This window comes from Pectobacterium aroidearum (assembly GCF_015689195.1).
GTDB lineage: Bacteria > Pseudomonadota > Gammaproteobacteria > Enterobacterales > Enterobacteriaceae > Pectobacterium > Pectobacterium aroidearum.
Map to the genome: position 1 here is coordinate 4573350 of NZ_CP065044.1, position 12552 is coordinate 4585901.

At 52.0% G+C, this 12552-nt stretch carries 14 protein-coding genes; 5 read left to right on the plus strand and 9 right to left on the minus strand.

The window, feature by feature from the left end; genetic code table 11:
* The first annotated feature begins 3 nt into the window (after window positions 1-3).
* Complete coding sequence (locus I2D83_RS20375; protein ID WP_205947219.1) at window positions 4-1422, plus strand: glutamate synthase small subunit; 1419 nt, start codon at window positions 4-6, stop codon at window positions 1420-1422.
* Window positions 1423-1488: 66 nt separating this feature from the next.
* Here I2D83_RS20375 and I2D83_RS20380 read toward each other — a convergent pair whose 3' ends face one another.
* Entirely contained in the window at window positions 1489-1902 is a 414-nt protein-coding gene (locus tag I2D83_RS20380; RefSeq protein WP_194431458.1) for a GFA family protein, read from the minus strand.
* Between the two features lie 378 nt (window positions 1903-2280).
* Between I2D83_RS20380 and I2D83_RS20385 the strand changes: the two genes are divergently transcribed.
* Window positions 2281-3054 carry a (S)-acetoin forming diacetyl reductase gene (locus I2D83_RS20385; RefSeq protein ID WP_012773014.1) on the plus strand — a complete coding sequence of 258 codons (774 nt, stop codon included), beginning with the start codon at window positions 2281-2283 and terminating at the stop codon, window positions 3052-3054.
* Window positions 3055-3135: 81 nt separating this feature from the next.
* Here the strand turns inward: I2D83_RS20385 and sspB are convergent, their stop codons facing one another.
* From sspB to zapE, 5 genes are all read right to left on the minus strand, one after another.
* Entirely contained in the window at window positions 3136-3639 is a 504-nt protein-coding gene (gene sspB / locus I2D83_RS20390; RefSeq protein WP_012773013.1) for a ClpXP protease specificity-enhancing factor, read from the minus strand.
* A gap of 5 nt (window positions 3640-3644) precedes the next feature.
* Window positions 3645-4286 (minus strand): stringent starvation protein SspA, encoded by a 642-nt coding sequence (gene sspA, locus I2D83_RS20395; RefSeq protein ID WP_005975503.1) that lies wholly within the window; start codon window positions 4284-4286, stop codon window positions 3645-3647.
* Window positions 4287-4616: 330 nt separating this feature from the next.
* A complete protein-coding gene (rpsI, locus tag I2D83_RS20400; RefSeq protein WP_012773012.1) occupies window positions 4617-5009 on the minus strand; it encodes a 30S ribosomal protein S9 in 393 nt (130 codons plus the stop codon).
* 15 nt (window positions 5010-5024) lie between these two features.
* Window positions 5025-5453 (minus strand): 50S ribosomal protein L13, encoded by a 429-nt coding sequence (gene rplM, locus I2D83_RS20405; protein WP_012773011.1) that lies wholly within the window; start codon window positions 5451-5453, stop codon window positions 5025-5027.
* Window positions 5454-5690: 237 nt separating this feature from the next.
* Complete coding sequence (gene zapE / locus I2D83_RS20410) at window positions 5691-6842, minus strand: cell division protein ZapE (protein WP_205947220.1); 1152 nt, start codon at window positions 6840-6842, stop codon at window positions 5691-5693.
* A 215-nt stretch (window positions 6843-7057) separates the two neighbouring features.
* On the opposite strand from zapE, the gene zapG reads away from it, so the two are divergent.
* The 3 genes from zapG to degS all read left to right on the plus strand — a co-directional run bounded on the left by zapG (window position 7058) and on the right by degS (window position 10420).
* Window positions 7058-7462: a Z-ring associated protein ZapG gene (gene zapG / locus I2D83_RS20415; RefSeq protein WP_005975485.1), complete on the plus strand. Its 405-nt coding sequence runs from the start codon at window positions 7058-7060 to the stop codon at window positions 7460-7462.
* Window positions 7463-7737: 275 nt separating this feature from the next.
* Window positions 7738-9108: a serine endoprotease DegQ gene (degQ, locus tag I2D83_RS20420; RefSeq protein WP_012773009.1), complete on the plus strand. Its 1371-nt coding sequence runs from the start codon at window positions 7738-7740 to the stop codon at window positions 9106-9108.
* Between the two features lie 214 nt (window positions 9109-9322).
* On the plus strand, window positions 9323-10420 hold the full coding sequence (gene degS / locus I2D83_RS20425; RefSeq protein WP_205947221.1) for an outer membrane-stress sensor serine endopeptidase DegS: 1098 nt from the start codon (window positions 9323-9325) through the stop codon (window positions 10418-10420).
* A 107-nt stretch (window positions 10421-10527) separates the two neighbouring features.
* Here degS and murA read toward each other — a convergent pair whose 3' ends face one another.
* The 3 genes from murA to mlaB all read right to left on the minus strand — a co-directional run bounded on the left by murA (window position 10528) and on the right by mlaB (window position 12552).
* Entirely contained in the window at window positions 10528-11790 is a 1263-nt protein-coding gene (gene murA / locus I2D83_RS20430) for a UDP-N-acetylglucosamine 1-carboxyvinyltransferase (RefSeq protein ID WP_012773007.1), read from the minus strand.
* An 82-nt stretch (window positions 11791-11872) separates the two neighbouring features.
* The gene (gene ibaG, locus I2D83_RS20435; RefSeq protein ID WP_010280170.1) at window positions 11873-12127 is read right to left on the minus strand and encodes a BolA family iron metabolism protein IbaG; all 255 of its coding nucleotides are present in this window, start codon (window positions 12125-12127) and stop codon (window positions 11873-11875) included.
* A gap of 134 nt (window positions 12128-12261) precedes the next feature.
* On the minus strand, window positions 12262-12552 hold the full coding sequence (mlaB, locus tag I2D83_RS20440) for a lipid asymmetry maintenance protein MlaB (RefSeq protein ID WP_181848320.1): 291 nt from the start codon (window positions 12550-12552) through the stop codon (window positions 12262-12264).

The following is a 12552-nucleotide window of genomic DNA, read 5'->3' on the forward strand; positions in this document are numbered from 1 at the left end:
ATCATGAGTCAGAATGTTTACCAGTTTATCGACTTACAGCGCGTTGATCCGCCCAAGAAACCGCTGAAAATTCGTAAAATTGAATTTGTTGAGATCTACGAGCCGTTCTCAGAAAGCCAGTCCAAAGCTCAGGCAGACCGCTGCCTGGCGTGCGGTAACCCTTACTGTGAATGGAAGTGTCCGGTACATAACTACATCCCGAACTGGCTGAAGCTGGCGAACGAAGGCCGCATTATCGAAGCGGCTGAGTTATCACACCAGACCAACAGCCTGCCGGAAGTCTGCGGTCGCGTGTGCCCGCAGGATCGTCTGTGTGAAGGGTCATGTACGCTGAATGATGAGTTCGGCGCAGTCACCATCGGCAACATCGAACGCTATATCAATGATAAAGCGTTCGAGATGGGCTGGAAGCCAAGCGTAGCCAACGTCAAACCGACCGGCAAACGCGTGGCTATCATTGGTGCTGGTCCCGCAGGGCTGGCCTGTGCCGATGTACTGGCGCGCAATGGCGTACAGGCCGTCGTCTTCGATCGTCATCCTGAGATCGGTGGCCTGCTGACCTTCGGTATCCCCTCTTTCAAACTGGAAAAAGAGGTGATGGTGAAACGTCGTGAGATTTTCACCGAGATGGGCATCGAATTCCGCCTGAACACCGAAGTCGGCAAAGACGTGCAGATGAAAGCGCTGCTGGATGAGTACGATGCCGTATTCCTCGGCGTCGGCACCTATCAGTCTATGCGCGGTGGATTGGACAATGAAGACGCTCAGGGTGTCTACGATGCTCTGCCGTTCCTGATTGCCAACACCAAGCAACTGATGGGCTTTGAGGCCGCAGCAGACGAGCCTTACGTCAGCATGCAAGGTAAACGCGTTGTCGTGCTGGGCGGTGGTGACACCGCGATGGACTGCGTGCGTACCTCGATTCGTCAGGGTTCAACGCACGTTACCTGTGCCTATCGTCGTGATGAAGAGAACATGCCGGGTTCCAAACGCGAAGTGAAAAACGCGCGTGAAGAAGGCGTCGAGTTCAAGTTCAACCTGCAACCGTTAAGCGTCGAAATCAACGGCGCTGGCAAAGTATGCGGCGTGAAAATGGCGCGTACCGCACTGGGTGCGCCGGATGCCAACGGGCGTCGTCGTCCTGAAATCGTTGAAGGTTCCGAGCATGTTCTGGAAGCCGATGCGGTCATCATGGCGTTCGGCTTCCGTCCGCACAAAATGGCGTGGCTGGCAGAACATGACGTCAAGCTGGACGATCAAGGTCGTATTGTCGCACCGGAAAGCTGCGATAACGCCTTCCAGACCAGCAACCCGAAAATTTTTGCGGGTGGCGATGCAGTACGCGGTTCCGATCTGGTGGTTACGGCCATCGCAGAAGGCCGTAAAGCCGCTGACGGCATCATGAACTATCTGGAAGTGTAAGAACGACTCACTTCTCTTAAGGGCAGCGCTGGCTGCCCTTTTCTTTTTCCGACGTGACCTCAATATTCAATCTTTACCTGCATAAAGCGCGATAATATCCTGCTCAGTCAGCGTCGGCGTCTTCTCAACAAATGAGTAGTAGCACGGTTTCTTATCAATATAAATCTGCGATATCAGCTTCTTATCCGTCTCGTCGGCAAAGAAACCCGCCGGAATATGGTAGGCATCACCGCCACGCAGCCGGTAGAACAGATGTGTTCCGCATACACGGCAAAAACCGCGCTCGGCCCATTCCGATGACGGCCAGACTGTAATATTCTCCTCGCCTTCTATCTCAATCGCCGGATCGGTACATTCAACCGCCATGAGCGGCCCACCGCCCCACGTCTGGCACATTCCACAGTGACAGGCAGCAACATCACGGACCGAATGCGCCGTGGAAATCGTTACGCCGCCACATAAACAACGACCTTGATGCATAGACCCTCTCCTGATTTTCTGCGTGTTCGAATCGCAATACCCTAACAAGGAATATCACTGCCAGGTTCGGTTATAGCATAGGTTATCTACGCTCTTTCCCTTATTCTCAGGAAGTCGGACAGTGATCCACTTTCACTCTACCTTTCCCTACACGTCGTGCTCAGACGCGGAAGTAATCTGCTCCGTATCAGCCAATGGCAACCACTCCATTCCCCTTCGGAATATCACACCAGAAAGTCCAATAAAAACTTTAACTTTCCACTCACCTCTAAAGAATTTTTCGTAATAAATCCTGCAATATCACGCTAAAGGCCTACACTTACCTCCGACATTGATTTGTCTTTATTGAGATTGGATTTCATTAAGGAGGAAGGAACTATGGCAGTCGAAGTGGCCCTTGTAACAGGAGCCGGTCAAGGTATTGGCCGCGCTATTGCTCTCAGACTGGCGGCCGACGGTTTTGCCGTCGCCATCGTGGATTACAATCAGGAAACCGCGCACAGCGTGGCGCAAGAAATCGAAAAAGCTGGCGGACAGGCTATCGCATTACAGGCAGACGTCGCGGATCGTGAGGCCGTTTTCGCAGCCGTTGCCGCAGCTAAAAAGCGCTTTGGTGACTTTAACGTCATCGTCAATAACGCTGGCGTTGCCCCTTCAACGCTGATTGAAGACATCACGCCGGAAGTCATCGATCGCGTTTATAACATCAACGTCAAAGGCGTTATCTGGGGAATTCAGGCTGCGCTCGATGCCTTTAAATCGCTGGGTCACGGTGGAAAAATCATCAACGCCTGTTCGCAGGCCGGACATGTGGGCAACCCTGAACTCGCCGTCTACAGCTCAAGTAAATTTGCGGTTCGTGGCCTGACGCAAACTGCCGCACGCGATTTAGCGCCGTTAGGCATCACGGTCAACGGTTACTGCCCGGGTATCGTAAAAACGCCAATGTGGGATGAAATCGATCGGAAGATCTCCGAATCCGCAGGAAAACCGCGTGGCTATGCGACAGAAGAATTCGCCAAACGTATTACGCTGGGTCGCCTTTCTGAACCAGAAGATGTCGCTGCCTGCGTATCCTATCTGGCCAGCCACGATTCTGACTATATGACGGGGCAATCGCTATTGATTGATGGCGGAATGGTATTCAATTAAGGGCAATTTCAGTTAACACTATTTTCACCTAGCAACACGAAAAATAAGAAAGGGCACCGCAGTGGTGCCCTTGAAAATGACTTATTTAACCACCCGCAGCGATGGTCTGCCACCTTTAGGCGGCTGTGGCGGTTCATCATCAGAACCAGAGCCACCGTCAGGGGCTTCAGAATCAGGCGAGCTATCGACAATCGACATCACTGTCCCTGAAGGTGCGCCTTCCTGGAAGTCTTCAAATTCGCCTGCGGATTCTTCGTAAGCAGGTTCAGGCTCAAACATCGTTCCAGCCCCGTTCTCACGCGCATAAATCGCCATTACGGCCGCCATCGGCACGTAGACCTGGCGCGGTACGCCGCCAAAACGGGCATTGAAACGAACGCTGTCATCAGCTAACTCAAGGCCGCCAACAGCGCGCGGTGCGATATTCAGCACGATCTGGCCGTCACGGGCGAACTCCATCGGCACCATAACACCCGGCAGAGTGACATCTACCACCAGATGAGGCGTTAATTGGTTATCCAGCAACCAATCATAAAAAGCCCGTAATAAATACGGACGACGCGGAGACAGTTGAGACAACGCCATACGGTTTAACCTCGGGTTTGCAAACGCATTTCACGTTCCACTTCCGTCAGGGAAGCCAGGAACGCATCACGCTCAAAGACGCGAGTCATGTAGCCTTTCAGTTCTTTCGCGCCCGAACCACTCAGTTCAATGCCTAACTGCGGCAGACGCCACAGCAGCGGAGCCAGATAGCAATCCACCAGACTGAACTCTTCGCTCATGAAATAAGGTGCTTCGTTAAACACCGGAGCAATAGCCAGCAGCTCTTCACGCAGTTGCTTACGCGCCGCGTCCGCTTCCTGCGCACTGCCATGGGTAATTTTCTTCAGTAAAGAATACCAGTCGCTCTCAATGCGATGCATCATCAGGCGGCTGTTACCGCGAGCTACCGGGTAGACAGGCATTAACGGCGGATGAGGAAAACGTTCATCCAGATACTCCATGATAATGCGTGATTCATAGAGCGTCAGTTCACGATCGACCAGCGTTGGCACGGAACCGTAAGGATTGAGGTCAATAAGATCCTGAGGCAGATTATCCATGTCTACCTGCTCAATCTCGACACTCACACCTTTTTCCGCCAATACGATGCGGACCTGATGGCTAAAAATGTCGGATGGACCAGAAAACAGCGTCATTACCGAACGTTTGTTGGCAGCGACAGCCATGAAAACCTCCAAGTTTATCGAGAAAATATGGCGAATAGCCGCGCAGTCAGTAACCTGCAAACCGCTATTCGAAATTCTGCTCGCCAATGTGTGTAAACGTCACCTGACAAAATTCGGCGTTTTAGGCAGCTACGAGATAGCTGGCACACAGGCATAAAATCGGCGAATAGCTTATCAGATTTTGTTCGTTTTGTGGGGGTATAAGCGTAATTTCATCGCTAACATACGGAAAGTAAAGCGTATATTGCGAGGAATTTTTTTTCAGACATAAAAAACCCGGTGACCAGCACCGGGTTTTTCGCATTGATTTCGCTGCAAAGCAGCAAGAAATTAACGCTTGGAGAACTGAGGACGACGACGTGCTTTACGCAGACCGACTTTCTTACGTTCAACCTGACGAGCATCACGAGTAACGAAACCTGCTTTACGCAGTTCGCCACGCAGAGACTCATCATACTCCATCAGAGCGCGGGTGATACCGTGACGGATCGCACCAGCCTGACCAGAGATACCACCACCTTTAACAGTGATGTACAGATCCAGTTTCTCAACCATGTCGACCAGTTCCAGCGGCTGACGAACTACCATGCGGGCAGTTTCGCGACCGAAGTACTGTTCCAGACTACGCTGGTTGATAACGATGTTACCGTTGCCCGGTTTGATGAACACGCGAGCGGCGGAGCTTTTGCGGCGACCAGTGCCGTAGTATTGATTTTCAGCCATTGCCTATAATCCCGATTAAATGTCCAGAACTTGCGGTTGCTGTGCCGCGTGATTGTGCTCGGTGCCCGCGTAAACTTTCAGTTTACGGAACATAGCACGACCCAACGGGCCCTTCGGCAGCATGCCTTTAACCGCGATTTCAATCACACGCTCAGGACGGCGGGCAATCATCTCTTCAAAGGTCGCTTGTTTGATACCACCGATGTGGCCGGTGTGGTGATAATAAATCTTGTCGTTACGCTTGTTGCCAGTTACAGCAACTTTGTCAGCGTTCAGAACGATGATGTAATCACCTGTATCAACGTGCGGGGTGTATTCCGCTTTATGCTTGCCGCGCAGACGACGAGCCAGTTCAGTAGCGAGACGGCCTAAAGTTTTACCGTTCGCATCAACAACGTACCAGTCGCGTTTTACGGTTTCTGGTTTAGCTGTAAAAGTTTTCATTAAAAGCTTACCCAATAATTAGTTACACGTTGGTGAACACCCAAACGCTCAAAAACAGTTGAGGCTCACACGACCATCAAGTCCAGCAAACCTACCCCTTCGAATAGCCATTGCCGGCACTATAAAGTTTTTGGGAAAAAAACTTTGTTGTAACGTGGGGTCGCAAGATTATAGAGAAGTCATTCCCAAAGATCGACCTTTTTTCACACGCAAATGACTAAAAAACCGCAGCCTGCGTTATGCCAAATGTGGCTGTCGTAAGTACTCTTCGCTCTGCATTTCCTGCAAACGGGACAGACAGCGCTGATATTCAAATTTCAGGTGTTCTCCCTGATAAATCTCAAACATGGATGCTTGGGCAGAAATAACCAATTTGATGCGACGCTCGTAGCACTCATCCACCAGCGCCAGAAAACGGCGAGCGGTGTTTTCTTCCTTCGTTTCCATCACGGTCACATTGTGCAGCAGCATCGTGTGGTAGAGACGCGAAAGCGCGATGTAATCATTCTGGCTGCGTGCTTCAGTACACAGCGTGTGGAAATCAACCGCCAGAACGCCCTCACTCACACCGAGTGTCGCCAACGGGCGATGATTAATCTCCAGCACCGGACCCGGCGTCTGCCAGCGTTTCCCCGTCAGACGGGTAAACATCTGCTGCATCGTGGCCTCGGTCTCTTCATTCAGCGGAGACAGATAAAGGTGTGCCTGTGTCAGTGTGCGCAAACGATAATCGATACCTGCATCGACATTACGCACTTCACAGTGCTGTTTAATCAGCTCAATCGCAGGAAGAAAACGGGCGCGTTGTAATCCATTGCGATAGAGATCGTCTGGCGGAATATTCGACGTCGCCACCAGCGCGATGCCACGAGCAAACAGCGCCCGCAGCAGTTCAGCCAGCAACATCGCATCGGTAATGTCAGAAACGAAAAATTCATCGAAACACAGCACATCAGTTTCAGCTTTGAACCCATCAGCCACTTTTTCCAGCGGATTTTCCTGCCCCTGAAACTGGTTAAGTTCTTCATGCACGCGCAGCATAAAACGATGAAAATGCAGGCGCATTTTGCGCTCAGCGGGCAAGCTGTGAAAAAACATATCCATCAGCCAGGTTTTACCGCGTCCGACGCCGCCCCACATATACAACCCTTGAACTGGCGCAGATTCACGTTTCTCACGTAGCCCAAGCCAGCTACGCCATTTTCCCACGCGGCCGGATGCCCCTGCATTATCATCAGCAGCACGTTCGCATAGCGCCTGATGTATCGCTTCCAGGCGCACAACCGTTTGCCGCTGCACCTCATCCGGCTGATATTCACCAGCGGAAAGCGCCTGCTGATAAAGTGCCAAGGGTGTTGTTTGCTGCCGTGTTGTCTGTGGAGTAGCCATCGCAATCCCTGAGAAAAAAGTTAGTCGTGTTTTGCTGTGTGTTGCCGTCGATTTAAGCCGTAATCGTCGCAGTTAACAACCTTGATGTCTGCGGTGGGTCAACATTCCCTTCCGTCATCGAGTATCAGGATTCCACTCAGGCAAGGTTAACGGTTATAGTGACTATTATTAAGTGAAAAACCCTACGGGACAACGACGTCAAAATAGGAGCTATTATGACTTGGGAGTATGCGCTGATAGGTTTAGTAGTCGGTATTATTATTGGTGCTGTAGCCATGCGCTTTGGTAACCGTAAGCTGCGGCAACAGCAGGTCTTGCAGAATGAGCTGGAGAAAAGCAAAACCGAACTGGAAGACTATCGTCAGGAATTGGTGGGTCACTTCGCCCGCAGTGCGGAGCTATTGGATAACATGGCGGATGATTATCGTCAGCTTTATCAGCACATGGCGAAAAGCTCCAATAACCTGTTACCTAACGTTCCCGGCCAGGATAACCCGTTTAAATATCGTCTGACCGAATCCGAAGCGGATAACGATCAGGCTCCGGTGAACATGCCACCGCGTGATTATTCCGACGGTGCATCAGGCCTGCTGCGGGGCGAACGCCCGATTCGCAAATAAGTCAATCTCCTCCAGCGTGAGGCTTTCTGGCCTCACGTTTTCCCTTCCTATGCTCTACGCTTAAAGCGTTTGTCCCTTTAAGACGCGCACCGTAGGCTGCTATCGTTCGATAACGCCACCGTTCGGTAACACGTTGTATAAAAGCGATAGTTACAATCTGCTGACGAAACAGCAGTGAACTTTACACACTGATCGCCAGTCTGACTCTTCACCGTGTCTTTAAGTTTATATATCATCGTTTTATTCATCCGCAGGCCGTGAGAGAGTTAATAACAATGAAAAAAACATCATTATTATTTAGTGCACTGGCAATGAGTATAGGTTTGACCCTGTCCACGCTTCCCGTAGCGAATGCTGCGTTGCCTGCCGTGGTACAAGGTCAACAGACGCCAAGCCTGGCCCCGATGCTGGAAAAAGTCTTGCCAGCCGTCGTCAGCGTGCATGTTGAAGGTACACAGGTACAGCGCCAGCGCGTACCGGAGGAGTTCAAGTTCTTCTTTGGCCCGAACTTCCCAACGGACAAACAAAGCTCTCGTCCGTTTGAAGGATTGGGCTCTGGCGTCATTATTGATGCCGCAAAAGGTTACGTGCTCACCAATAATCACGTCATCAATAACGCCGACAAAATTCGCGTCCAGCTCAATGACGGGCGTGAGTATGAAGCAAAACTGATTGGTCGCGACGAGCAAACCGATATCGCCCTGCTACAGCTGAATGACGCCAAGAATCTGGTCGCAGTGAAAATGGCTGACTCCGATCAACTCCGCGTCGGTGATTTCGCCGTTGCCGTGGGTAACCCATTCGGCCTTGGTCAGACAGCGACCTCCGGCATCATCTCTGCACTGGGGCGTAGCGGGCTGAATCTGGAAGGGTTGGAAAACTTCATCCAGACCGATGCGTCTATCAACCGTGGTAACTCCGGCGGTGCGTTGGTTAACCTCAACGGTGAGCTGATCGGTATTAACACGGCGATTCTGGCGCCGGGCGGCGGGAACATCGGTATCGGTTTCGCTATCCCCAGCAACATGGCTCAGAATCTGGCACAGCAGTTGGTTGAATTTGGCGAGGTCAAACGCGGGTTGCTGGGTATTAAAGGCAGCGAAATGACGTCTGAGATGGCGAAAGCCTTCAACGTCGATGCACAACGCGGTGCCTTCGTCAGCGAAGTCTTACCGAAATCTGCCGCCGCGAAAGCGGGTATCAAGGCGGGCGACGTGTTGACGACGCTGGATGGTAAACCGATCAGCAGCTTTGCCGAACTGCGGGCGAAAGTCGGCACCACCGCGCCGGGCAAGACCGTGAAAATCGGCCTGCTGCGTGATGGCAAACCGCAGGAAGTGTCCGTCGTGCTGGATAACAGCTCATCAGCGTCAACCAGCGCCGAAACACTTTCACCGTCATTGCAGGGCGCGTCTCTGACCAATGGCCAATTGAAAGACGGCAGCAAGGGCGTACAGATTGATAACGTCGCCAAAGACACACCTGCGGCGCAGGTTGGTCTGCAGAAAGGCGATATCATCATCGGCGTGAACCGTGAGCGTATTGAAAACATCACGCAGTTGCGCAAGCTGCTGGAAGCGAAACCTTCCGTTCTGGCTTTGAATATCGTCCGGGGCGAAGAAACGATTTATCTGCTGTTACGTTAATCACCTGTCGTCTTTTTCGGCAGCGTAATCAGGCAGAACATCGCTGATGTTAAAAAATTTCCGGGAGAAATTTTTAACGTTGTATCAGCAACGGCCCGTAAGGGTGGCGGCCAAGGATGGCACGCCATAAAAAATCGGACACCGAATCATGCGGTGTCCGAACTTCTCATGATATCCTCCCCACTACCTCCCTTTTCCACAGTAAATCACGGCCATGCTTGCTAAGTTATTACGTTCAGCACTCTTTGGTGCCCTCGTCGCCGGTATTATTCTGGCCATACTCCCCTTTATCGGGTCTGGTACGTCGTTTCTGAAAAGCAGTGACAGACAGACTGATGCTTCTCCTGTCAGCTACCATCAGGGAGTGAGCCGTGCGGCGCCTGCTGTGGTTAACATTTACAACCGGGTTGCCAATCAAGACAAACCCAGTGAAGTCGCTATTCACCCTCTGGGGTCTGGCGTCATCATGAATGAAAAAGGGTATATTTTAACCAACAAGCACGTGATTAATAACGTTCAGCAGATCCAGATAGAGCTGTCAGATGGCAGGCTGTACGAAGCCCGCGTGATCGGTTCCGATTCCCTGACCGACCTGGCTGTGTTGCAAATTGATGGCGTCAATCTCCCCGTTATTCCAATAAATCCAGACCGTATCCCGCACGTTGGCGATGTCGTGATGGCGATCGGCAACCCTTATAATCTGGGGCAAACTGTCACGCAGGGTGTCATCAGCGCCACTGGCCGCGTCAGCCTCAGCGCTTATGGCCAGCAAAGAAGCCAGGTCGGACGTCAAAACTTGCTGCAAACCGATGCGTCCATTAACCACGGCAACTCCGGCGGCGCGCTGGTCAACACGCTCGGTGAACTGGTCGGTATTAATACCCTCTCTTTTGATAAAAGCAGCAACGGCGAAACGCCGGAAGGCATTAGCTTCGCAATTCCCGTCACGCTGGCGACCAAGGTGATGGGCAAGCTCATCCGCGATGGTCGCGTAGTGCGTGGCTATATTGGCGTCAACGGTGTGCAGCTCGAAAACTTTGAGAACAGTACGTCGACCAACAGCCGTAATGCACAAGGGCGATTAACCGGTATTCTCGTGCAGACTATCGACCCAGGCGGGCCGGCGGATAAAGCGGGGATCCGTATCGAAGACGTCATCGTGAGCGTGAACAATAAGCCTGCACGTTCGATTATTGAAACCATGGAACAGGTTTCAGAAATACGCCCTGGAACTGTCATTCCGGTCACCATTGAGCGCGATGCTAAGCAAATCACGCTACAAATGACGATTCAGGAATTTCCCACTCAATAGCGGCACCCGAGGCGAGCTGATAAAGCACTATCGGCAGGCAAACAAGAAACCGGGTGGGAACCCACCCGGCTGAAAAACATCATTGTGAAGATGAACGACAGAAACGCTTATTCGTGCTCTTTAACGCGCTCAATGTTTGCACCTAACGCACGCAACTTATCTTCGATGCGGTCATAGCCACGATCGATATGATAAATACGATCCACTATCGTCACGCCTTCCGCGATACAACCGGCTAATACCAGACTGGCTGACGCACGTAAGTCCGTCGCCATCACCTGCGCACCAGACAGCTTATCAACGCCGTGGCAAATCACCGTATTGCTCTCAATTTCCGCCTGCGCACCCATGCGGATAAGCTCAGGCACGTGCATGAAGCGGTTTTCGAAGATGGTTTCGGTAATCACACCCGTTCCTTCCGCCACCAGATTCAACAGGCTAAACTGCGCCTGCATATCAGTCGGGAAACCCGGATGCGGCGACGTGCGAACGGTAACCGCTTTCGGACGCTTACCGTGCATATCCAGACTGATCCAGTCTTCACCGATTTCAATCTCCGCACCCGCTTCACGCAGCTTCGCCAATACGGCATCCAGCGTATCAGGACGGGTATTGCGACAGATAATCTGACCACGAGATACCGCAGCAGCAACCAGGAATGTCCCGGTTTCAATGCGGTCTGGCACCACGCGGTACACGCCGCCGCCCAAACGCGCAACACCTTCAATGGTGATTTTATCGCTACCTGCACCGCTGATTTTCGCACCCAGCGTGTTCAGGAAGTTTGCCGTATCGACAATCTCCGGCTCACGCGCCGCGTTCTCAATAATCGTAGTACCTTCCGCCAGCGTCGCCGCACTCATGATGGTGACCGTGGCACCCACGCTCACTTTGTCCATCACGATATGCGCGCCTTTCAGGCGACCATCAACCGTCGCTTTTACATACCCCTCTTCCAGCACGATCTGTGCACCGAGCTGCTCAAGGCCGTAAATATGCAAATCTACCGGGCGTGCGCCGATAGCACAGCCGCCTGGCAGCGATACCTGACCTTGACCAAAACGCGCCACCAGCGGCCCCAGAGCCCAGATGGATGCACGCATGGTTTTTACCAGATCGTACGGCGCACAGAATACGTTTACATTGCTGGCATCCACATGGACAGAGCCGTTACGCTCAACGCGCGCGCCCAGCTGACCAAGCAGCTTCATGGTGGTATCAATGTCGCGCAGCTTCGGTACGTTTTGAATCTCTACCGGTTCTTCTGCGAGCAATGCAGCGAACAGGATGGGCAACGCAGCATTCTTGGCGCCGGAAATGGTCACTTCCCCCGCTAAGCGGGTTGGGCCCTGAACACGAAATTTATCCATAGTCTTTGTATCTCGATGTCTTAATTCACTATTTCATCACACTGATACAGGCGATTTATCTCCGCTCACACACGGAGAGTATTTAGAAGCCGTTCAGTTTACGGTCGCGTTGCCACTCTTCCGGCGTATAGGCCTTGATTGACAGTGCGTGAATGCGGTTATCCGCGATGTACTCCATCAGCGGCGCATAAACGGCCTGCTGTTTTTTGACTCGGCTCATTCCAGCAAAAAGTCCGCCCACCACGATGACCTGAAAATGGCTGCCATCACCAGAAACATGGGCTTCTTCCAGTGCTAATGCGTTCATCAGCACGTCTTTAATTTCGTTATTTTCCATCGCTCTCGATTTCTATGTCAGGGGGAGATGATTTACAGGGAGGTATCTTAGATGAATATGGCGCTATCTTAAACAAAGAATACGCCCCTTCAGACAATGCCTAAAGGGGCGTATCCGGTAACCCGTGTTACCGTTTAAGACACTGGAATGATTTCATTCAGGTTATAGAGCGCAATGAGCGTTTTTAACCGATCGCTGGCGCCGACAATCGTTATCTCACGGCCTGAAGACGGCTGTTGGTAAAAATGCATCAGCAATGCCAACCCGGCAGAATCAACGCGGTTTAACCCCGACACATCCAACACGGTTTTACCCACGAGCAGCGATTCACGCTGCTGCCAGAAGGGTAACAGCGTTTCACGATCCAGATCGCCCGTTAACGCCAGCGTGTCGTCCTGCGCCTGCCAGTTCAATGCGTTAGCCAT